The organism is Methanohalobium evestigatum Z-7303 (assembly GCF_000196655.1).
Lineage (GTDB): Archaea > Halobacteriota > Methanosarcinia > Methanosarcinales > Methanosarcinaceae > Methanohalobium > Methanohalobium evestigatum.
Map to the genome: position 1 here is coordinate 185762 of NC_014253.1, position 22178 is coordinate 207939.

The window sequence follows — 22178 nt, forward strand, 5'->3', positions numbered from 1 at the left end:
AAGTTTGTGGTTAAATTTTTATAAAAACCTATATAAAATTTTGTAAAAATTTCAAATTAAAAAATAGTTATAAGAGGCGAAAGCCCCTTTAAAATTTATTCGTTGCCCAGTTTTTTGTTAAAATATTTATCATAAGCTGACATATCAAAGTGTCCGTGTCCACTTAGATTGAAAAGAATGGTTTTTTCTTCACCGGTTTCTCTGCATTTTGTTGCTTCATCCATCGCACATTTTATGGCATGAGATGATTCAGGTGCTGGCACAATACCTTCGGTTCTGGCAAATTTAACAGCAGAATCAAAAATCTCAACCTGGTGGTAGTTTCTGCCTTTCATCAATCCGTCGTCATATAATCTGCTTATTATTGGTGAACATCCATGATACCTAAGTCCCCCCGAGTGAATGGACGGGGGTACAAAATCATGCCCCAGTGTGTACATTTTAAGCAGTGGAGTCATCATTGCAGTATCTCCTGAATCGTATTTAAAGCTCCCTTCTGTAAGAGTGGGGCAGGCAGATGGTTCAACACCTATTATTTCTGGGTCATGTTTTTTGTTTATCTTATCCTTTATATACGGAAAACTGATTCCCGCAAGGTTACTGCCTCCGCCACAACATCCTATGACAATATCTGGGTATTCATCAACTTTTTCTAACTGTTTCTGTGATTCAAGACCTATAACTGTTTGGTGTAGCATTACGTGATTTAAAACACTTCCAAGAGCGTATTTTGTATTATCGTTCTCTGATGCATCTTCAATGGCTTCACTGATGGCAATGCCAAGACTTCCTGTTGTGTCAGGATATTGTTCGAGGAATTGTTGTCCAAATTTAGTTTCTTTACTGGGTGATGGAATAACAGTGGCTCCCCAGAGGTTGATTAAGGATTTTCTGAAGGGTTTTTGTTCAAAACTGGAGCGTACCATGTAAACCTTACATTCCAAGTCAAAATAGTTGCAGGCAAGTGATAGTGCACTACCCCATTGTCCTGCACCGGTTTCGGTAGTTACCCTTTCATTACCTTCTTTCATGTTGTAGTATACCTGTGCAATCGAGGTGTTGGGTTTGTGACTGCCTGCAGGGCTTACTCCTTCATTTTTGTAATAGATTTTTGCAGGGGTATCCAGCAATTCTTCAAGTCTATGGGCGCGGTGAAGTGGTGAAGGTCTCCATAACTTGTAGATATCGCGAATTTCTTCAGGAATATCTATATAATTGTCAGAAGACATCTCCTGCTCAATTAATGATTTTGGAAATATTGATTCCAGTTCTTCTGGTTTTATTGGTTCTTTTGTTTCAGGGTTAAGTGGTGGTTCAACAGGAGTAGGAAGATCTGGCAATATATTGTACCACTGCTTTGGCATTTCATTTTCATCAAGTAAAATTTTTGTTTGTTCCATAGCAATCACTTATAATCCATTATTGTAAATATTAGTACATTAGTGTAGTTGATTTATTATAAATCCATTTTGTTAATCGGTTTTAAACGCATTTTTCCGCAATTTTGATGGCTTTGTTAACAACATCTACTGCTGATTTGCCCAGTAAACGAACCATGGGTTCTTTACCAATACCACCTTTATCATATATTGCGTCAGGTACGGTGCCATAAGTACTTATTGCAAATGTAACTCCCCAATCCATTGTGCTGGTTTCTTCCGGCTCATCAGCACGGTTGAATGACGAAATATCATATCCAATCTCGTTGCAAATGTCCAATATCCTTGGAGTATATTTAATATTGATAGCAGACTTTATTTCAGGGTTGAATTTCATAGCCGCAAGAACAATCCTTGCAACATGACTGCTTGCTCCAAAATCAATAGATCCGACTGGTTTTGGATATTTTTTTAGATGTACAATTCGTCCCTCTACAGCAGCAACATCTGATATTTCTGATGCATTTGGAATCGCCATTGCTATATTGCTTCCCACTTCAGGTATCAGATTTGTAAACGCTTGGTTATTCTGTAACAGGTCCAGTGCATCCATTGAATTCTGGATAACTTTGTAGCGTTCAGAGTTGTCATGCAAATCTGCTAACTGGTTTACCGGATTAACTCCATTTCCTATATGAAGACTTTCTTTTATGGCGTTTTCAACAAACTGTTTTGCATATTTTGCAGCATCTTCAAGGCTGAAACCTTTATTTAGGTAAGATACAATTGCTGATGAGTAGGTACATCCTGAACCATGGGTACCTCCTTCAACAAATGAACCGTATATTACTGTAAAATCATCTTTTTCGTAATCATAAACAAGGTCACAAGCTTCAAGATGTCCACCGGTAATTATCACATGACATTTTCCTTTTTCAGCAATTTTTCTGGCGGCATCACGTGCGTCATTCAAATCCTTTATGTAAATACCAGAAAGCTTGTAGGCTTCCTCTGTGTTGGGGGTTACAATTTTACACAAAGGCAGCAATTCATCAGTCAAAAGTGGCATTGCGTCTTCCTTAAGTAGCGTGCCTCCTGCCTGTGCAGCCATGACTGGATCAAGAACAATCGAGAGGTTATGTTTTTTGATTGAATCTGCAACGGTTTTTACTATTTCATTTGACCCAAGCATTCCGGTTTTAGTCCATCCAACATTCATATCCTTGCATACAGCATCAATTTGTTCGGAAACTATATTTTTCGGGAGGTCGTAAGAAGATATAACACCTTCTGTATTCTGGGCTGTAACCGATGTAATGGCACAGGTTCCATAAACTCCAAGAGCGGCAAAAGTTTTTATATCCGCTTCAATTCCTGCACCGCCACCAGAATCCGAACCAGCAATTGTAAATGCAACCGGTAGTTTATCCATATTATCCACCTTTTAAATCATGTTAATGTACAGTTTGTTAAATAACCTGCGGAATAGTAAATTTATAAATAACAGATCATTGTTTATAATTTTATACTGTTTGTATGTTGTTTCGATAATTATATATACTGCATAAACAACATTGAAGCAGCAAAAATTACAAAACAATCGATTGTATTAATAAGATTAATAATTTACATACGAATAAATGTCTATTTTATAAATAATTGGATGGTTAAATATGGGTAATAGACCTCTGGATATACTGAATAATGCGTTGAATACACCAGTAATCGTGCGATTGAGAGGTTCACGGGAGTTTAGAGGCGAACTCCAGGGATATGATGTACATATGAACCTTGTTCTTGATAATGCAGAAGAGCTAAATGACGGGGAAATCGTTCGCAAACTTGGTAGTGTAGTGATAAGGGGAGATAATGTAGTATACGTATCTCCATGAATATAATAATAACATGACAATTAAATTGAGGTTTATTAATCAGGTGGTATTAAATGAGTAAAGGAACTGAATCATTTGGAAAAAGACAAAAACGAACACATACAAAATGTAGAAGATGTGGTAGCATGTCATTCAACGTACGAGACAAAGAGTGCAAGTCATGTGGGTTTGGTAAAACTAAACGAATGAGAAGTTATAACTGGAATAAAAACTAAACGCTAATTATTTATAAATTAACCCCTATAAAAAACGATAGAGATTTAAATGAAAGAAGAATGCGGTGTAGTAGGAGTGGTTTTGCCTGAAGCAGAACCACAATCAAATTCATCCGCTTTCCAAATCTATTACGGATTATATGCACTACAGCACCGGGGGCAGGAATCTACAGGTATAACCATCCATAATGGCTGTTCTGCAAATTCTATTAAAGGGATGGGGCTTGTACCCGAAGTATATGTTAAGGACGACCTTAAAAACCTGACCGGGAATGTTGGTATCGGTCATGTGAGATATTCTACATCTGGCAATTCCGGAATTGAAAACTGTCAACCATTGGTTGTTAATTTTAAAGGTGGAACGGTTGCCATAGCGCATAACGGCAATCTTGTAAACGCCTGTGAACTCAGGGATGAACTTGAATCTGAAGGTCGTATTTTTATAACAGATTCTGATACCGAAGTGATAGCCCATTTACTTGTAAAACAGCTTTTAAAACACAACATTTTTGATTCGATTCGTCAGGTGATGCAACGGCTTGTAGGGTCTTACTCTCTTACAATTTTAATTGATGGTCAGTTGATAGCAGTAAGAGACCCATTGGGTATTAAACCTCTTTGTATTGGAGAGGTTGAAGGTGGATATGCAGTTGCATCCGAAAGTGTAGCAATCGATACACTCAATGGCAAACTGTTAAGGGATGTATACCCCGGTGAGGTTCTGTTCTTTAATGACGGCGAAATAGAAAGTTATCAATTGGATAATGAAAAAAGGTCAGCTCACTGTGTTTTTGAATACATCTATTTTGCACGTCCAGATTCAATAATCGATGGCAAACTGGTTTATAAAGTCAGAGAAAAAATAGGTCGGGTTCTTGCGGATGAACATCCGGTGGAATCTGATGTAGTATCACCCGTGCCTGATTCAGGAATAACTTCTGCGATAGGATATTCCAAAGAATCAGGTATCAAATACAGTGAAGGTTTGATGAAAAACCGATACATAGGTCGGACTTTTATATTGCCGGGACAGGAAATGCGTGATATAGCAGTACGGCTTAAAATGAATACTATCTCTGATAATATTGATGGGGAACGGTTAATTTTAATCGATGATAGTATTGTACGTGGGACTACATCCAAGCGAATTGTCAATATGATTCGTGATTCGGGAGCCAAAGAAGTTCATGCAAGAATAGGAAGCCCTCCAATCATTGCACCTTGCTATCTGGGAATTGATATGGCAACCCGTGAACAGTTGATAGCATCTCAAAACACCATAGAAGGTATCAGGGATATGATTGGAGTGGATTCTATTGGATACCTGAGTATTGATGGGCTTGTAGAAGCGATAGGAATTAATAAAAACGAATTATGCCTTGGATGTTTAACAGGTAGGTATCCTGTTGAAATCTACGGTGAAGAATGCTGTGCTCATCTACAGTCACGATTGTCTGAGTATTAAATATGTTATAAACAATTTAATACCCTTTTTTTAATTATTTACCACTTACAAAATAACTAAAGTTATTTATAATATTGTATTAACAAAATTAATGTAATAGCGGTTTTTGAATATTTCCATACTTTAATCATAGTTTATCGGATAATATGAGCGAACCTAATAACAATAAGTGTCGTGCAGATGACTCTGATTTTTTTCAATACTTAGTTCAATCTCTGCCGGATAATCTTGCAGTTCTTGATGAATCTGGGAATATAATTTATGTAAATGAGAACTGGAGACAATTCGCCCTCTAAAACGGTATTGACCCTTCAACATGTAGTGAAGGTACTAATTACCTTAAGTTATGTGATGAATCGAAAGGAGAATGGTCTGATGAGGCATCAGATGCGTCTAAAGGGATAAACGAAGTTATAAACGGCGAGAAAAGTTTTTTTGAACTGGAATATCCCTACCATTCTCCATATGAATACCGCTGGTTTATGATGAAAGTGGTACCAGTATCCAATAATTATCCTGCAAAAGTTCTTGTGTACCATATAGATGTTACAAAAAAGAAACTTGAACATGAAAGACTGGTGTCTAAAAATGAAGACCTGCAACGTTTAAACGAATTCAAAGATATTTTTGCTGACATCATGCGCCATGACCTTCTTAACCCGGTGGGGTTAATTAAAGGTTATGTCCATTTATAATAATGGAAGGTAGAAAACCCTGATGTCTTCAGCATCAGGGCTGAATACCGTCCAATATATAACTTAACATATAAATAATGTTAAATCATAATAATTATGGTATGTTAAAAGCTTACAAGTATCGTATGTATCCAAACCAAATCCAACAGGAGTTAATCGCAAAACATATAGGAGCTTGTAGGTTCATATACAACTGGGCATTGGAGAACAAAATCAAATCTTATGAGCAGGATGGTAAAGCAATATCAAGATTTGAATTGAACAAACAGATAAGGGTATTAAAACAAGATCATGAATGGTTGAATGAAATTAACTCACAATCATTACAGGGAGCTACTCTTAACCTGGAAAATGCTTTTACCAAATTTTTCAGAGAAAAATCAGGTTTTCCAAAGTTTAAATCCAAGAAAAACCCAGTACAATCGTTTTCTGTTCCTCAGTATTATAAAGTCGATTTTGAGAATAATAAAGTATACATACCTAAAATCGGCTGGATAAAAACAAGGCTGCATAGAAGTTTTGATGGTAAACAAAGGACTGCAACTATAACAAGAACACCGACAGGAAAATATTATATCAGTATTTTAGTCGATGACGACAAACAATTACCACAAAAACAGACATTTTACGAAGTTAATACTATAGGAGTCGATGTAGGAATCAAAGATTTCGCTGTAACATCCGACGGTGAAAAAATCGATAATCCAAGATACCTGAAAAATTCAATTGAAAGATTGAAGGTATTACAGAAAAGGCTCAGCAGAAAAAAGAAGGGTTCTAACAATCACAGGAAACTGAAACATCAGATAGCAAAATATCATGAGAAAATTGCTAATCAGAGAGAAGATTTCCAGCATAAATTAAGTTCCAGGTTGATAAGCGAGAACCAAGCTGTAGCACTGGAATGTTTGAATGTAAAAGGACTGCTGAAAAATCATAATCTGGCACAGCATATAACCGATGCTTCATGGAGTAGTTTTGTTCAGAAATTAGAGTATAAAGCAGAATGGTACGGTAAAAATATCATCAAGATAGGACGATTCGACCCATCAAGCAAAATCTGTCATGTATGTGGATATTATCATCAGGATTTAGAACTTAAAGACAGAGAATGGGAATGTCCTGACTGCAAAACGGAACATGATAGGGACATCAACGCATCAGTTAACATTAAAAAATTCGCACTGGATAAACAGAATCTAATTTCACCTTCGGGATGAGGGGTAGAGCCTGTGGACTTGTTCCCATAAGGGAAAAGGATGAAACAGGAAGCCACTTGGTCTTTAGCCAAGTGGTAGTTCACATAAAAAGGTTGTAGATTAACATAATGGATATATCTGTCTGTATAGTAAAAAAAACGAGAAACAGCAGTGTATATCAATTTACCTGCAAAATAATTTTAAAATTTAATAGGGCCGGGACCGAGAATCGAACTCGGGTCATAGCCTCCACAGGGCTACAGGATGACCGCTACCCTACCCCGGCATAGATTTATATCTTTTAGAAGCAATCTATAGATGTGCGTTTCTTAAATAAATGTTTTCCCTGAAATAATAATAGAATAATAAAACTGGAAATCAATCCAGTTTTGACATCGCAATTTTTGCCGCCATTTCTCCAGAAAGCAGCATACCACCAAAGACTGGACCCATTCTGGGCGCACCTGCAACAGCGTTGGCTGCCATGCCCGTAACGATAAGTCCAGGATATACTTCTCTGGTGGTTTCTTTTAGGCTTTTTTCTCCAGCGTCAGCCCACATGGGTCGTTCTCCAACAACACCTTCAAATTTGGCATTTGGAATCTTTCTTTGAACGGTGTTGCATACTACTGCTTCATGCCCTGTGCCATCGATTACGACTTTTGCACGTATGGTAAGTGGGTCAACATGAAGGTTTGCGATGGATACTGCTGTCCAGTTGATAACAATACCTGTAACACGGTCATCTTCGCGAATCATGACATCCTCAAAATTTACCAGATTGAATACCTGAACACCTGAAGTCACGGTTTTGTTTATGAGTCTGGATACGGATTCAATTGAATTGGCGATGTAATAACCTTTCTCATTATCGTATTCATAGTGGTTAATATCGAATTCTTCCAGTATTTTACGGGCTTCATCCTGAACAACAATACGTGGAAACATCATTCCACCGCCCCACATGCCTCCTCCAAGTGCAAGTTTTTTCTCAAAAAGTGCGACTTTATAACCTTCTTGGGCGAGGCGTGTGGCAGCAATCATGTTTGCAGGTCCTCCACCAACAAGTGCCACATCAACTTCGGTGTAGTCAATAAATGTTTTAGAAAAATCATCAACTATGGCTTTTGTAATTGTAATGTCATCAAGCTCCATATTATTCGACCTCATCAATCATCAATAGGTGAATGGAATCTGTGTAATTAATCTTAAAGTTGTTGGGCTTTTTTTATTCAATAAATAGTATAGGATTACCGATATGTTTATTTTATAGGTAGTGCTTATTTATAATTGTTGAAGTAAATTGAATATATTGGGGTAATATTTAACTAATTCTTTATTTCTTTTATTATATATAACAATCAAGAGTTGGTATTATAGTACGATACTATCAAAAATATCAAAATATGACACTGAATAGTGATGCCGATTTTATGGATAATATTGCAGAGAAAATAATTCTAAAACCTGTAGGTTACCCTCTATCAGGTATATTTGAGGATTATCCAGAAATAGAAAATCCTGAAGTTTTTGAATGCTATGCACGAGAACAATGGGAAGAACATCTTGCACGAAAAGGTGAATATCTTTTTGACCGCAGAATGTATCCTGATTTTGCCTATAAAATAATAGATGTTGATCCACCAGAGTCGGTGATTGGTCCATACACGACTATTATTGTAATGGAAGATAACAACAATGTGGAAACTTCAGAACTTAACACCGATATAAACTTTGATGATGTAATAGGTCAGGATAATGCACGTAAAAAATGCAAGCTTGTTGAGAAATTCCTTGAAAATCCTGATAAATTTGGTAAATGGGCACCAAGAAATATATTGTTCTATGGTCCATCTGGAACTGGAAAAACTATGCTTGCAAAGGGACTTGCAAATAAAACTGATGTACCTATAATCACTATAAAGGCGACTGAACTTATAGGTGAATATGTAGGAGAAGGAGCAAAACAGATTCATCAGGTTTATGACCGTGCAGAGAATATGGCTCCGTGTATAATATTTATCGATGAACTTGATGCAGTTGCACTTGACAGAAGGTATCAGGAGCTTAGAGGGGATGTTGCTGAAATTGTAAATGCTCTGCTTACTGAGATGGATGGAATCATTGAACGTAAAGGGGTATGTACAATAGGTGCAACCAATCGAAAAGATACACTTGATTCAGCTGTTAGTAACAGATTTGAAGAAGAGATTGAATTTGTCCTTCCTGATGAGAATGAGCGTTTAAAAATTATTGAAACCAACATAAAGACGTTTCCGTTGCCCATTAAAAATGTTAATATATCCAAAATCGCAAAGCTTACACAGGGTTTTTCGGGCAGAGATATTGTAGAAAAAGTATTGAAAGTATCGCTTCACCAGACTATCATTGATGATAAAGAAGAAGTTAATGGCAGATATCTGGAAGACACCGTTTCCAGGTTGCAAAAGAAAAACAACTCAAAAACAGAAAATCGTATGTATATCTGATTCTATTTTTAATTCTATTAAACCAAAATCCAAGGTGTTTGTATGAGTGAACCCAGTCCAAGATATTTAAAATGCAGAGTGGTAAATGTAGTTGATAATCCACTCGGATTTAAAGGAATAGTTGTAGAAGACATTGACACAGAGGGTCGTATATACTTTGGAAGGACAAAACCCAAAGATTGTACTCTCCAGCAGGGGGACACGGCTTATGTCTATGTGAATCCAGTAAACATGGTTTTTGAGGATGATGAAAGGACAATGGAAGTTACTTTGTATGATGAAAACAACAATAAGCTCGACTGGACGATAATTTAAAATTCTTTATTTTTTATACGGGATGTTGATTTCCATCAGGTCGTCTGCAATAACAACATTTTCAAATATTTCATTTGCGTCGTTTAAAAGAGGACTTTCATCTTCGGTGTATCTTGAACTAATATGTGTAAGAACCAGTTTAATAACACCGGCTTTTTTAGCCAACTCTGCAGCTTCACTTGCAGTAGAGTGCATGGATTCAGCCGCCCATTCGGATTGGCTGTCATCCAAAGACCCGTCGTGGATTAATACATCAGCTTCCAAGCTTGCATTGAATACATCCTCACAGGGTCTGGTGTCCCCGCTGTATACAACAGTTCTTCCGGGTCTTGGTTCACCTACCACTTCTTCTGGATGCACAGTTCTACCGTCTACTTCAACAGGATTTCCCTTTTGCAATTTCGAAAACAATGGTCCCGGGGGTACTCCAAGAGATACTGCTTTATCCCTGTCGAATTTACCGGGGCGTTTATTTTCAACAAGTGAATACCCAATGCTTTTGACACCATGTTCTGTTTTTAATGCTTTTATATGGTATCCGTTTTTTTCTATGATGTCTCCTGGTTTTAACTCTACAGTTTTTATTTCATAACCCAGCTGACAGTATCCGAGAGCAGTAAGTATCTGGATGAATACGTCTATTTTTTCAGGTCCATAGATATATAGAGGTTCTGTGCGACCCTGAAACGACATTGTTTGTAAAAGTCCGGGTATTCCAAGGACATGGTCAGCATGGAAATGTGTAATAAATATGGATGACAATGACATCATCCCGGTCCTTGCACGCATCATCTGCTGCTGTGCACCTTCACCACAGTCAAACATTAAAAGTTCGCTATCTTTTTTAATTAATATTGAAGGTGGATTACGGTATGGTGTCGGTAATGAACCGGCAGTTCCGAGGAAAGTGATTTTTAACATTGACATGTCCGATTAATAATGGCTGGAGAAATATTTAGCTATTGCTAAAAATTGTTCGAATCCATGTAGTATAGTAAAACCCAACTTGATATAACAAATTCAGGTGTCCAGTGATTTCTGCAGGTCTAATGTTTCTATATTTCTATTATCGGCGTCCTTTATTATGCTAATTATTTTCATGAGTAAATTCTCTATATCATCGCATTTCAGTTTACTATAAGGTATGTCAAAGTAATCATTTGCATCAAATATGTAATGTCTACAGCCATCGATTGTGGACACTTCAACAGCCAAGTTCCTCCGGTTAAGGTTTAATTCTATATGCATGATATGTTTCGAATTTATAAAATATGGTATATTAAGACCCGATAAATCCTTACATCCTGTTGTTGATGCCTTAATCCAAGTCATAAGTAACTCCCCTTGATTTATAATCCCCTACTTTAAGGAATAGTTTATTTGTACGTTACATATAATTATTTACACAAATTTACTTATTTGTGTTTGTTTTTTAAAAATCGAATTATAGAGTAGTAACGGCGGTAACCATTCGAAAACTTCTTATACAATCCATCAAGTAATAAAATCTCCAGTTGATATAATATAATTCTACAAGCTTTATAAATATGAATTACATTTTATATATTCAATAATACAAGAGGATAAATTATGAAGTGGCAAGGAAGATCAAAAAGAACACCAAGTGGAGCCAAAATAACACCTGTCCGTGGGAAAAGGAAGCATGAAATAGGAAGAGAATCAACAGAAACATATGTGAGTGAGACCAAAAGGAAAAATATAGCATCAAGGGGATGTAACCGCAAATACAGGCTTCTCAGATGCAATGAAGCTAATGTAACCAATCCTGCTGATGGAACAACCCAGAAATCAACTATTGAAAATGTGGTTGAGAATCCGGCAAATGTACACTACATGAGACGTAATATCATTACAAAAGGCTCAGTAATCAAAACAGGATTGGGCAATGCTAAAGTGACAAGTCGTCCTGGTCAGGATGGCGTTGTAAATGCAGTTTTGATTGAATAAATAACAAAAACCCGCCTCTCTTATTGATTTTGTTTTAAAAGGAATGAAGTATGGATAAACATACCTGGCACATACTGGAAATACTGGAAGAGAATGCTCGTGCAACGCCTGAAGATATAGCCTCTCAAACAGGTTTGCCTGTAACTGAAGTCAATGATATAATCTCAAAGCTTGAAAAGGATAAAATCATTCGCAAGTACAAGACTATTATTGACTGGGAGCAGGCGGGTGAAGATTATGTCTATGCGATTATCGAGTTAAAAGTTGTACTTGAGAGGAAGCAGGGTTATCAGGCGATAGCGGAGCGTCTCTACAAGTTTCCAGAAGTACGCTCGGTAAGGTTGATTTCAGGAGACCACGATATATCTATTACTGTGCGCGGCAGGTCTATGAAGGAAGTAGCATTTTTTGTAGCAGAAAAAATAGCAACCCTTGAACAGATACATAGTACATCCACTCACTTTGTTTTAAAAACCTATAAAGAAGACGGTTTTATATTCGATGAACCTGAAAAGATTAAACGTTTGCCCGTATCCCCATAAAAAAACATAAGGTGACGAATTATTGAGGCCGCAATGTGATCCTTCCTGTTTTGTTGCAGACCATCTAAAGAAAGTACCACCATCTGGAATCAGACGTTTTTTCGATATTGTATGCGAGGCTGATGATGTTATATCTCTTGGTGTAGGAGAACCTGATTATATAACTCCGTGGCACATAAGAGAATCCTGCATACATTCAATTGAACAGGGAGAAACATCCTACACATCAAACTATGGACTTTTAGAGCTTAGAGAACAGATATCTGAATTGTTCTCAAAAAAGTACAATGTTGAATACAACCCTGAATCTGAAGTGCTTGTAACAACAGGTGTCAGTGAGGCACTTGATATTGCAATCCGTGCGATTGTTAATCCTGGTGATGAAGTAATAGTTGTTCAGCCGTCTTATGTTGCATATGTACCATCGATAATATTTGCAGGCGGAGTGCCGGTTACTGTTTCTACAAAAATGTCCAATAATTTCAAAATAACACCTGAAGAACTGAAAAATGTCATTACTGAAAATACAAAGGCTGTAGTACTGAACTACCCTAACAATCCGACAGGAGCCACCATGGATAAAGCTGACCTTGAGGCTATAGCTGACGTGGTGGTTGATAATGACCTGATGGTTATTTCAGATGAGGTGTATGATTGCCTGACGTATGAAGGTGAACACACCTGTTTTTCGTCTCTTGAAGGTATGCGAAACCGCACGATATTGTTGAACGGTTTTTCAAAATCGTATGCAATGACGGGTTTCAGGATAGCCTACGCACTCGGTGATTCCGAGATTATAAACTCAATGATGTTGATACATCAGTATACCATGCTCTGTGCACCAATCGTAGCCCAGCTTGGAGCGATGGAAGCATTGAGAAACGGTAATGATGAACTTGACAAAATGATTCGTGAATACGACAGACGAAGGAATCTCATCGTAGATGGTCTCAACAGAATAGGATTGGAATGCTTTGAGCCAAAAGGGGCGTTCTATGCATTTCCATCAATCCAAAGTACCGGTATGACATCATCCGAATTTGCAGAAAATCTGCTGGATGACCAGAAAGTAGTAACCATTCCTGGAGATGTTTTTGGTGAAGCAGGACAGGGATTTTTGCGATGTTCTTATGCGGCATCAAAAGATGAGATACAGGAAGCACTTGAGAGAATTGAAACGTTTGTTAACAAAACCTGATTGATATTATCAATCCACAGCCAGTTCCTCATCGATGTTGTCGATAAGCGAACTTACTTTTTTGTACCAGTCATCGATGTTGTCCTGCATCATTTTTTTGACGGATTCGGGGCTGATTGCCACGTATTCGTAATAATATCCTCCAACATCAATCGACCGGCTTTCACGATAAACAAGTCCGCATGATATAAGATTTTGCAGTGAACGGTAGGATGTGCTGCGTTCTCTGTCCAGCAGTTTTCCCAGTTTTTCGGCTGTCATGGGACCGTTTACAAGTAACAGTTTGTATGCCTGTAAATCAAGTTCTTTTAGTCCAAGGATACATTTTGCTACATCATCACAATTAAAATTTGCTCTCAGCATTTCGGGAATAGAATGTGCCATTTATAAATCACTCGTTTTATGGATTGATAGTTTTTGTATAGTTTATCCAAAACCATAATAAACATATCGTTAATTATATATATAATTTGCCAAGTTCACCCGCAATTAAAATGGAACCCATAATTCCTGAAGACGAGCGTTCTGATAAACCACTGGATACAGACGAGATTATTTATCATCCGGATATGAAACGTGCAAATGACTGGATACTGGATGAATATGAACCACCTGAAAGAGATGTCTGTATTTTTGTGCCCTGTGCCAAGAAGAAACCGTATCATGAAAGTCCTTCGCACCAAACCTTTGATAAGGTAATATTCGGTTTGCTGAACCCTGAACAGGTTCATGTGGTCGTTTTTGGTACATGTGGTGTAACACCCCGAGAACTTGATAACCAGTATCCTTTCATGCATTATCAGTTTATGCTTGGTAAATGTGATGTACCGAAAATAAAACGGGATTTCATAAAAATGGAAAGCGAACGTCTGGCACGCTATCTTGAAAAAACAAGGTACAAATACAAACACAGGATAGCTTATTGTATAGGGGATTTCAGAAAGGCAATGGAAAAAGCAGTTGAAATGGTGGATATAGATGTAAAAATCGTTCCTAAAGAAGATACGATTCAGAAAAACATCCATCTGGATAAAAAATTTATCTATGGAAGCCTCAACCAGAAGGACTATCTTCAGGATTTCTCTGATGCCATAACAACAAAAATGGGACTTGAAAAAAAGACAGTTGCAATAGATAAAGAGCATTCAGAAAACGATAATGACTGGTACCTTTTCTAAATTTTAAAATGAATTTGATAAAAATAGGTTAAAGGTATGGAGATTGTGCAAGTACACCCATACCGTTATCCGATATATTAAGCACTCTGATTTCATTAATGGTTTTTGAACCCCGCATTTTCATGACATAGATCGAACGCTGGAGAGTGTTTCCAGTTTTGAAACGTTCAAGCTTTATGACTGAATCAGCACCGTATTCAACTACATCGTTAAGCTCAAAAAGAGTTCCTACTGTAACAACTGAAGTTACACCGTGGCTTCTGAATACACTGAATACATCATCAACCATTGTCCTTAGTTTATAATTTGATTCTATCGCCAGGAAGAGAGCTTCTATTGAATCAACAAAAACGCGTTCCGGTTTTTCTTTTTCTATTTTACTCTCAACCAGTTTTTTAAAGCTTTTTATAAGCTCTGATGGTGCGATTTCCACACTTTTTTGTAGACGAAGGCTTGGGTCTGTTATATCCACAAATGAAATGTATCCCTGTTGTTCCATTTCTTTCAAATCCCAACCAAAAGAGGTTTTCATTTCTCTAACCAGTGATTTGGATTCTTCAGACGTTATTATAAGCATTCCTTTTTCGCCTTTTTTAGCCCCCTCATACAAAAATTGTGACCCAAATATAGTTTTTCCAGTACCTGAATTACCAGAAACTACATTAACAGTTTCTGTAAAGAATCCCCCATGTAACATATCGTCCAAGCCTGGTATCTCTGTACTAACTCTCTCTGGTTGAGATGTCTCTTCCTGTGGTGTTTCTGCCATTTATAATCACCTGATAGGTCTATCAATAAACTTGGTTTTTAACCTTAAGTAATTAATTCAATTATTTGGAGTGTCATGTATATACATTTTTGTGTTTACACAGATATAATTTTATTTTTTGTTGGATTTATTCAAATAGTTTATTATGAGAGGTTAATATATAAATTAATTTATTGAGATGTTTGTCCAGACCTTTCCAGTAATTTTTTCTTACAACGTTCCAGATCATCAGCAGTATTAATATTAAGTGCAAGTTCGGGATGATCCATTATAAGGTTGTGATCATCTTGTTCTTGCCTGATGTATTTTCCATCCAGGATATTAACACCAGTAGGAACAATCAGGTTTCCATCTCTGTGAAATACTGTATCAGGTCTTATGCCAAGATTTTTGCATACGGATATCGGAATGTGTACAGAAAGAGCAGGTTTACCACATTCGCGATACTCATCTACGATTTTGTCAATTAATTCGGGGGTTATCAGAGCAAGGTCAGACATTATAATCATGACAGGTTCTTTTATACCTGCGTTTTCAACTGCATATATCATATCGCCTACATAATCTCCGCCTGCGGTTTCTATAACGTTTACCCTGTTTTGATATTGATTGGATACATAAATTTCAGTGTTAGGGGTAGCCTGAGATACAGCAACATATATGTTGTCAATATTATCTGCTTTTTCGAGAGCGTCAATAACGTAGCTTATCAACGGTGACCCAAGAAGCTGTACACAGGGTTTTTCTCCCATTCCGAGTCTTGTTCCCCGTCCACCAGCCATTACAACAACGTCCATATCATCACACCTCCAGTATAGCCTCCTTTTATCATTAAAAATACGGCTAACAATGTAATTATCCGACCGACTTCATTGGATGTGCCCAGTCCATCACCAGTCACACCACCAAAATGGCGGTTTGTAATATTTAATATTATTAATGCAGATATCATTGCTGCAATAAACCCAACTATACCAAAAATTCCAAGCACCAACCAGCAGAAGAAACCTCCACCGGCAAGTCCTATAATGAATTTAGGAAATGTGGTATTATCAATAACCATTGATCCAAGTCCCTCATGTATGGATTTGCCAAATGCTGCAATCGTGAGCATCGATTGTTTTGCTGATATCTCTGCAACAACCAGAGAGGAAAATATCAACAAGCTGGTGCTCAAATTAATATTCTGAACCAGACTTTCATCCAGTAAAGTGGTTATAACAGCGTATAATGAGACAAGTCCCAGTACACAGAACGCCGCTCCGCCGATTCCTAATGATACGTCTTTCATGGCATTTATTTTCTTTTCACGTGACCCATGAGCTGTCAGTCCATCTCCAAAATCAGCAAGCCCGTCAAGATGGTTAAATCCTGTAAAATAATATACCGTGATGATAATGGCGACAGCACTGATAACAGGGGGGAATACAAAACCAAAAAGATAAGCAAATGTACCTATAATAAGACCGATAACAATGCCTACAAACGGAAACAGGTATATTCTTTTTACCAGTTCATCAAGACCTTCCATTGTGAGTCCGAAAGGTATGGTGGACAGAAATCCGAAACCTGATTTTACTGCAAGTAAATATGAATTCATTCCACAACCACACCAGTCGTTTTATTCACTAGAATCATTATTGTTGTCCATTTCTGCTATGGCTCTTGTATACATATTTGCAGAAACACCGCCTACAATACCTGCAACTACATCATCCATAAATGGTCCAAGCTTTGAAAGAATACCTGGTTTTTCCTTATCAAAACGGACATATTCAAACATCCCTTTATCTCCACTTATGTATTTTGAAATGCTCATACCGAGTACTTCATCGGCAATAATAAAAGAGAGGTCTTTTTCATAGGAACTCTTACTCAGATTGGGGAGTGAGCCTTCTTTACCTTCTTTTTCAAGCAATATTCCTGAATATACCAGTATACAGAGGTTGGGGTCTGAAAATGCGATGTCTAGTTCTCTTATGAATATACTTTCTGCTTTTTCTTTGGTTTCAAGTCCTGGATGTGAAAAATACAATTCCATTGCAGTATCTATAATATCTTTTTTACTTACACCGTTTTTTTCCATAACATTATATATTTCATTATCGTATTTTTCTTCTTCAAGTTCTTCAGGCTGTTCGCCTTTCAGGTCTTTTTCATCTACATCTGATAATTTCATAACAATCCTCTTTAACAAAACCTTTTGGATTAGATATAACCAATTAGATTCATAATACCATAAATAATCAATGAAAATATAATTATGGATATTATTGCTGCAGATATAATAATTTGGGATACCCTCTTAATGTCAGAGGGTTCAGGTCCGGGGAAGCTATCACCGAGAGTATAGGTATCCGGTTTTTCAAGTTTGACTCTGAGAGCCCCAGATACAGCAGCCATGGGGTATCCAGAATTAGGTGATGATGTGAGCCCACCTTCATAGTAGGCACATTTTAATGAATCGATGATGCTGAGTTTTTTCTCGACAAAAATATTGACCACAAACGCGGATAATGCGATAAATACTACCGATATTCGAGCGGGAATCCAGTTTAGTATATCATCAAGTTTTGCGGATACATACCCCAATTCTTTGTAGGCATCATTTTTGTAACCGATCATTGAATCCAGCGTATTAACCGCTTTGTAGGCATATACAGCCACAAGTCCAAAGGGTCCAAGAATTGAATAATAAAATATTGGGCTTAAAATTCCATCTGTAAAGTTTTCAGATGTTGATTCTATCACAGCGGATGACATCTGACTACTGTTTAGTTCGGATGGGTCTCTGCTGACAAATATTTTTAATTTTGAACGAACATCATCCAGACGATTTTGAATCAAATCATTGTAAATATCCTGACCTGGTGTGATAAGACTTCGTATAGCGAATGTGGATTTTAAAAAATAGGCTGAGATGAGAATAGCAACAGTCTCTGGTATATATGATGCTGCAGTAAACAATGTGATAATATAACCAATAGCTGATGCAAACACTATACATATAGCAGCAAGAAATATCCCGTATAATTTTCTGGATTTATCGGGGGATGATTTATCCATGAAGGCTATAAATTTGCCTATCCAGACCACAGGATGGATTGAAGCTGGAGGTTCACCAACAAGCAAATCAAAAACTGTTGCTATAATAAGAACCGATATAAAGAATTCAGCATCAGGTGTTAGAAAACCAATCATAGAAGAGGCTCCACTATCCTTTCCCAAGCTTTATTCAGGTTTTGTTTTGTATCACCATTTTCATCCATGAGAACATCCAGTACCTGCTCTACAATTTTTTCCCTGTGGATAATATGACAGTCAGAACAGCTCCATACTTTTCCCCCACCAGTACTTTTAATGTATTGGCCGCCTGTCCTCTCATCTTCGCATGGATAGAAAGGACAGAAACAAAAAGTACAATCCTGCCCTGGATAGTGGCAGGGATAATATTCACAGGTGCTTCTGCCTGAATGGTTACCTGTTGATGCAGATTCCAGTTTGGATTCCAAATATTTGTTTCCCTGCTCCTGTCCCCATTCAGTAAGCAATTCACCGATATTTTTGGCCAGTTTATCGGTATCCTCCGAATTTCTGACAGCGACTCTGATAAACTCGTCACCAAGTGAACAGAACGAACTGCAGTCTCTTACAAGTATGCCTCTTGCAGCCAGTCTCTGTGAGAGTTCTTTAGAATCCATCACAGATTCACTCACATCCACAAGTATATAGTTCACACTGCTGTCCAGTGGAGTAAACCCGTGAATCCGTGAAATTCTGTCGATGAGATACTTGCGTTCCCTGTCAATCATTTTCCTTGAATCCCTGAAATATGAACTGTAAACACCGCCTTTCATCTTCAGTAATTTAGTACCTACAACATCGGATACAAAACCCATGTTCCATGACAATCTAGCATTGTCAAGCACATTTGCCAGTTTTTGTGATGCAACACCGAACCCTACACGTATGCCCGGTATAGCAAACGATTTTGTTAGTGAGCGCATGACAAACACAAAATTGTTGTCCTTTACGAGTTCAGCAACGCTTTGCTCAGGGTCTGAAAGTTCGATAAACGCCTCGTCCACAAACAGAAGGGTACTGGTTTCTGCACACCGGTCCGCCAAATCCTTTAGTATAGACCTTGACAGCAGTTCACCTGTAGGATTGTTGGGGTTGCAAACAAAAAGAATCTTTGAGCTGTTAAGGAGTTCGTCTGAAATCTGGGGAATCTCACTATAATTGATATATACGGGTCTGGCACCGAAAATCCTGCACTGGAGTTCATACTCATCAAAAGTTGGCTGGGGTATTATCACCTGGTCGCCCTTTTCGACCACGCATTCTGCCACCAGTCTAATAAGTTCACACGAACCGTTTCCGGGTATAATGTTTTCCCTATCCTGATTACCGATAAACCCTGCTGCAGCATCCCTGAATTCAAGATAACGGTTGTCAGGATAACGGGTAAGCTTTTCCGTATTGTTGCTTACAAGTTCCTCGAGACTGCAGTTGTAGTACTGGAAAGGTGTGCCAAGCGGATTCAGACTTGCACTGAAATCAAGTAAATCTGATTCATCCAGGTTGTATTTCTGGGCGGTTTCGCGAACCAATCCTCCATGTACGCATGGTTGCAGTTGCAGGATTTCTGACCTTACAGGTAGACCGGTGTTTTCAGATGACAAATTAATCAAACCTTCTTAATTTGGTGCAAATATATTAATTTATTTATGGTTTGCGATAAGGTTTATTTTAGTTATAATTACACCACATCCGCAAGTGTCGGATTTTGATATATTAAAATAATTAAAAACATAAAATAAAGTTTAACTTTGTTATCAGTGGTCTATATTTTCCGACTATGTATAATTGAAATGACATAAGATTTATCATGTTTAACTAGCATTCAACAAATCCAAATAACTTTTATCAACTAATTACAATCCAAAGCCATTAAGGTACGATCCAGATGAAGCTCAGCAAACCAAGAGGAACACGAGACTTTTTACCCGGTGAAACTGCACGCAGGAGATATGTAGAGAATACAATTCGAGATGTGGTTATAAAATGGGGATACAGTGAAGTCATGACCCCTACATTTGAAACACTGGAATTATTTACGTTAAAATCCGGGGATGATATAATTGGTGAGCTATATAATTTCACAGATAAAGGCGGAAGGGAAATTGCACTTCGTCCTGAACTTACAGCCCCGGTTATGAGGATGTATGTAAATAAACTCCAATCAGAACCGCACCCGTTGAAACTGTTCTATTTTGAAAATTGTTTTAGATATGAACGCCCTCAAAAAGGAAGATTTAGAGAGTTCTGGCAGTTTGGCACTGAAGTAATTGGAAGTGATAAACCTGAAGCTGATGCGGAAGTTATAGCACTTGCAGTTAATATACTTGATTCAGTTGGTGTTAACGGTGCCCTTCACGTTGGAGACCTGAGAATAATCCGTCACATATTAAGCGGACTGGATAATGAACAGCAGACAAAAGTTATGAGATATGTAGATAAAAATGATGATAAAGGTCTTGATGATTATCTTGAAGAAATAGAGGTGCCAGCAGAAACAAGGAGAAACCTGTTTGAACTTATCTCTCTACAGGGTAATGATGCACTGGAAAAAGCTCGTGAAATCACAGGTGACATACCCGAACTTGATAATTTTGAAGAATTGTTAAAACTTCTGGATGTTTACGGACTTGATTACACGATAGATTTTGGTATTGCCAGAGGACTTGATTATTATACCGGTATGGTTTTTGAAATATATGCTGAAGGTCTTGGTGCACAGAATCAGGTTTGTGGAGGGGGTTCGTACCAGTTGATTAAGTTGTTTGGTGGTGGAGAAGTACCATCCACAGGTTTTGGTATTGGTTTTGACCGTATTATGGAAGTAGCCAGTATAGAACCAGAAGAGACCAAGAAACTGGTCGTAGTATCCACTGATTCGACCCGTTTTGAAGCCATAGATATAGCAAACCGATTGAGGGAAGTATACCCAACACATGTAGATATAATGGAACGCAATTTCAAATCTCAGTTGTCGTTTGCAAATATGGTGGAAGCGGACTATGCAGTTATAGTTGGTGAACGTGAAATTGAATCAGGAAAGTTAACTCTCAAAAACATGCATACCGGGGAACAGTGTTCAATGACAGTTGACGAGATTTTAAATATGGATTAAATATTTTAGTATCTATTCTGTAATATTCCCTTTTCAATCATAAATTATATATTATAGGTCGGGGTTATTTAATCCACTTCGCAACATAAGAACTTTAACAACATCAAGTTATTTCTCCCGGTCCGTTACTGTTAACTTGATTATATGTTTACCTGTTATCATAAGTATCATTTATAATATATTCGGAGGAATTTTTATGGCAAAAATGCACACCCGCAGAAAAGGGCAGTCAGGGTCTACCAGACCAATGAGAAATGAAGTACCTGAATGGTCGCCACTGGACGTCAATGAGATAGAACAGAAAGTTATAGAACTCTGGAAAAATGGCTATTCTTCAAGCGAGATAGGTATGATTTTAAGAGACATTCATGGAGTTCCGGATGTAAAACTTGCCACTGGTAAAAAAATAACCAGCATACTGGTGGAAAACAACGAAGAATTCCATGTACCTGAAGACCTGTACAACCTTGTTGTAAAGGCTATTCGTATTAGAAAACACCTTGATATCAACCCTCATGATATACACAACAAACGTTCACTGCAGAACATAGAAGCCAAAATAAGAAGGCTTGCCAAATATTACCGTTCAAACAATGTATTACCATCTGACTGGAAATACAAACCAGAAACAGCAGAAATGCTGATTACCAGATAAATTCTGGTATTTTTTTCTGTTTT

General features: G+C 37.6%; 26 protein-coding genes and 1 tRNA gene. 14 read left to right on the forward strand and 13 right to left on the reverse strand.

Annotated elements, in window-relative coordinates; all coding sequences use genetic code 11:
• Positions 1-95 precede the first annotated feature (95 nt).
• Both METEV_RS00900 and thiD read right to left on the reverse strand, forming a co-directional pair.
• Entirely contained in the window at positions 96-1400 is a 1305-nt protein-coding gene (locus METEV_RS00900; RefSeq protein ID WP_013193680.1) for a TrpB-like pyridoxal phosphate-dependent enzyme, read from the reverse strand.
• 82 nt (positions 1401-1482) lie between these two features.
• The gene (gene thiD / locus METEV_RS00905) at positions 1483-2811 is read right to left on the reverse strand and encodes a bifunctional hydroxymethylpyrimidine kinase/phosphomethylpyrimidine kinase (protein ID WP_013193681.1); all 1329 of its coding nucleotides are present in this window, start codon (positions 2809-2811) and stop codon (positions 1483-1485) included.
• Between the two features lie 241 nt (positions 2812-3052).
• On the opposite strand from thiD, the gene METEV_RS00910 reads away from it, so the two are divergent.
• The 6 genes from METEV_RS00910 to tnpB all read left to right on the forward strand — a co-directional run bounded on the left by METEV_RS00910 (position 3053) and on the right by tnpB (position 6866).
• The gene (locus METEV_RS00910; protein ID WP_013193682.1) at positions 3053-3271 is read left to right on the forward strand and encodes an LSm family protein; all 219 of its coding nucleotides are present in this window, start codon (positions 3053-3055) and stop codon (positions 3269-3271) included.
• A gap of 53 nt (positions 3272-3324) precedes the next feature.
• Positions 3325-3486 carry a 50S ribosomal protein L37e gene (locus METEV_RS11895; protein ID WP_013193683.1) on the forward strand — a complete coding sequence of 54 codons (162 nt, stop codon included), beginning with the start codon at positions 3325-3327 and terminating at the stop codon, positions 3484-3486.
• Positions 3487-3535: 49 nt separating this feature from the next.
• Entirely contained in the window at positions 3536-4951 is a 1416-nt protein-coding gene (gene purF / locus METEV_RS00915) for an amidophosphoribosyltransferase (RefSeq protein WP_013193684.1), read from the forward strand.
• Positions 4952-5097: 146 nt separating this feature from the next.
• Positions 5098-5247 carry a PAS domain-containing protein gene (locus tag METEV_RS12185; protein ID WP_157197243.1) on the forward strand — a complete coding sequence of 50 codons (150 nt, stop codon included), beginning with the start codon at positions 5098-5100 and terminating at the stop codon, positions 5245-5247.
• Between the two features lie 186 nt (positions 5248-5433).
• Complete coding sequence (locus tag METEV_RS00920) at positions 5434-5646, forward strand: hypothetical protein (protein WP_157197244.1); 213 nt, start codon at positions 5434-5436, stop codon at positions 5644-5646.
• Between the two features lie 101 nt (positions 5647-5747).
• Positions 5748-6866 (forward strand): IS200/IS605 family element RNA-guided endonuclease TnpB, encoded by a 1119-nt coding sequence (gene tnpB / locus METEV_RS00925; protein WP_049891231.1) that lies wholly within the window; start codon positions 5748-5750, stop codon positions 6864-6866.
• A gap of 193 nt (positions 6867-7059) precedes the next feature.
• Here the strand turns inward: tnpB and METEV_RS00930 are convergent.
• Positions 7060-7131: transfer RNA gene (locus METEV_RS00930), tRNA-His, on the reverse strand.
• Between the two features lie 92 nt (positions 7132-7223).
• Positions 7224-8000: a sulfide-dependent adenosine diphosphate thiazole synthase gene (locus METEV_RS00935; RefSeq protein ID WP_013193686.1), complete on the reverse strand. Its 777-nt coding sequence runs from the start codon at positions 7998-8000 to the stop codon at positions 7224-7226.
• 251 nt (positions 8001-8251) lie between these two features.
• Between METEV_RS00935 and METEV_RS00940 the strand changes: the two genes are divergently transcribed.
• Positions 8252-9334 carry an AAA family ATPase gene (locus tag METEV_RS00940; RefSeq protein WP_013193687.1) on the forward strand — a complete coding sequence of 361 codons (1083 nt, stop codon included), beginning with the start codon at positions 8252-8254 and terminating at the stop codon, positions 9332-9334.
• Positions 9335-9376: 42 nt separating this feature from the next.
• Positions 9377-9649: a hypothetical protein gene (locus METEV_RS00945; protein ID WP_013193688.1), complete on the forward strand. Its 273-nt coding sequence runs from the start codon at positions 9377-9379 to the stop codon at positions 9647-9649.
• 6 nt (positions 9650-9655) lie between these two features.
• Here the strand turns inward: METEV_RS00945 and METEV_RS00950 are convergent, their stop codons facing one another.
• On the reverse strand, positions 9656-10570 hold the full coding sequence (locus tag METEV_RS00950; RefSeq protein ID WP_013193689.1) for a ribonuclease Z: 915 nt from the start codon (positions 10568-10570) through the stop codon (positions 9656-9658).
• A gap of 99 nt (positions 10571-10669) precedes the next feature.
• Entirely contained in the window at positions 10670-10981 is a 312-nt protein-coding gene (locus tag METEV_RS00955; RefSeq protein ID WP_013193690.1) for a hypothetical protein, read from the reverse strand.
• Positions 10982-11239: 258 nt separating this feature from the next.
• Here METEV_RS00955 and METEV_RS00960 point away from each other — a divergent pair, with 258 nt between their 5' ends.
• Genes METEV_RS00960 through METEV_RS00970 form a run of 3 tightly spaced genes read left to right on the forward strand, consistent with a single transcriptional unit; the run spans position 11240 to position 13357 of the window.
• A complete protein-coding gene (locus METEV_RS00960) occupies positions 11240-11617 on the forward strand; it encodes a 30S ribosomal protein S8e (protein WP_013193691.1) in 378 nt (125 codons plus the stop codon).
• 50 nt (positions 11618-11667) lie between these two features.
• A complete protein-coding gene (locus tag METEV_RS00965; RefSeq protein WP_013193692.1) occupies positions 11668-12159 on the forward strand; it encodes an Lrp/AsnC family transcriptional regulator in 492 nt (163 codons plus the stop codon).
• Between the two features lie 22 nt (positions 12160-12181).
• Positions 12182-13357, forward strand: coding sequence for an aminotransferase class I/II-fold pyridoxal phosphate-dependent enzyme (locus METEV_RS00970; RefSeq protein WP_013193693.1), 1176 nt, complete (start codon positions 12182-12184; stop codon positions 13355-13357).
• Between the two features lie 9 nt (positions 13358-13366).
• Here the strand turns inward: METEV_RS00970 and METEV_RS00975 are convergent, their stop codons facing one another.
• Positions 13367-13741, reverse strand: coding sequence for a helix-turn-helix domain-containing protein (locus METEV_RS00975; RefSeq protein WP_013193694.1), 375 nt, complete (start codon positions 13739-13741; stop codon positions 13367-13369).
• Between the two features lie 110 nt (positions 13742-13851).
• Here METEV_RS00975 and METEV_RS00980 point away from each other — a divergent pair, with 110 nt between their 5' ends.
• Positions 13852-14535 carry a DUF5591 domain-containing protein gene (locus METEV_RS00980; RefSeq protein WP_013193695.1) on the forward strand — a complete coding sequence of 228 codons (684 nt, stop codon included), beginning with the start codon at positions 13852-13854 and terminating at the stop codon, positions 14533-14535.
• A gap of 28 nt (positions 14536-14563) precedes the next feature.
• Here METEV_RS00980 and METEV_RS00985 read toward each other — a convergent pair whose 3' ends face one another.
• From METEV_RS00985 to cobD, 6 genes are all read right to left on the reverse strand, one after another.
• Positions 14564-15304 carry an RAD55 family ATPase gene (locus tag METEV_RS00985; protein WP_013193696.1) on the reverse strand — a complete coding sequence of 247 codons (741 nt, stop codon included), beginning with the start codon at positions 15302-15304 and terminating at the stop codon, positions 14564-14566.
• A gap of 170 nt (positions 15305-15474) precedes the next feature.
• Positions 15475-16101 carry an NTP transferase domain-containing protein gene (locus METEV_RS00990; RefSeq protein WP_013193697.1) on the reverse strand — a complete coding sequence of 209 codons (627 nt, stop codon included), beginning with the start codon at positions 16099-16101 and terminating at the stop codon, positions 15475-15477.
• Positions 16086-16904, reverse strand: coding sequence for an adenosylcobinamide-GDP ribazoletransferase (cobS, locus tag METEV_RS00995; RefSeq protein ID WP_013193698.1), 819 nt, complete (start codon positions 16902-16904; stop codon positions 16086-16088). Before cobS ends, METEV_RS00990 begins: the two co-directional genes overlap by 16 nt.
• A 21-nt stretch (positions 16905-16925) precedes the next feature.
• Positions 16926-17483: an alpha-ribazole phosphatase CobZ gene (cobZ, locus tag METEV_RS01000; RefSeq protein ID WP_013193699.1), complete on the reverse strand. Its 558-nt coding sequence runs from the start codon at positions 17481-17483 to the stop codon at positions 16926-16928.
• Positions 17484-17512: 29 nt separating this feature from the next.
• Positions 17513-18505 carry a cobalamin biosynthesis protein gene (locus METEV_RS01005; protein WP_013193700.1) on the reverse strand — a complete coding sequence of 331 codons (993 nt, stop codon included), beginning with the start codon at positions 18503-18505 and terminating at the stop codon, positions 17513-17515.
• On the reverse strand, positions 18502-19989 hold the full coding sequence (gene cobD, locus METEV_RS01010) for a threonine-phosphate decarboxylase CobD (RefSeq protein ID WP_013193701.1): 1488 nt from the start codon (positions 19987-19989) through the stop codon (positions 18502-18504). Before cobD ends, METEV_RS01005 begins: the two co-directional genes overlap by 4 nt.
• A gap of 284 nt (positions 19990-20273) precedes the next feature.
• Here cobD and hisS point away from each other — a divergent pair, with 284 nt between their 5' ends.
• Both hisS and METEV_RS01020 read left to right on the forward strand, forming a co-directional pair.
• Entirely contained in the window at positions 20274-21500 is a 1227-nt protein-coding gene (gene hisS, locus METEV_RS01015; RefSeq protein WP_013193702.1) for a histidine--tRNA ligase, read from the forward strand.
• 196 nt (positions 21501-21696) lie between these two features.
• Entirely contained in the window at positions 21697-22155 is a 459-nt protein-coding gene (locus METEV_RS01020; RefSeq protein ID WP_013193703.1) for a 30S ribosomal protein S15, read from the forward strand.
• Positions 22156-22178: the final 23 nt, after the last annotated feature.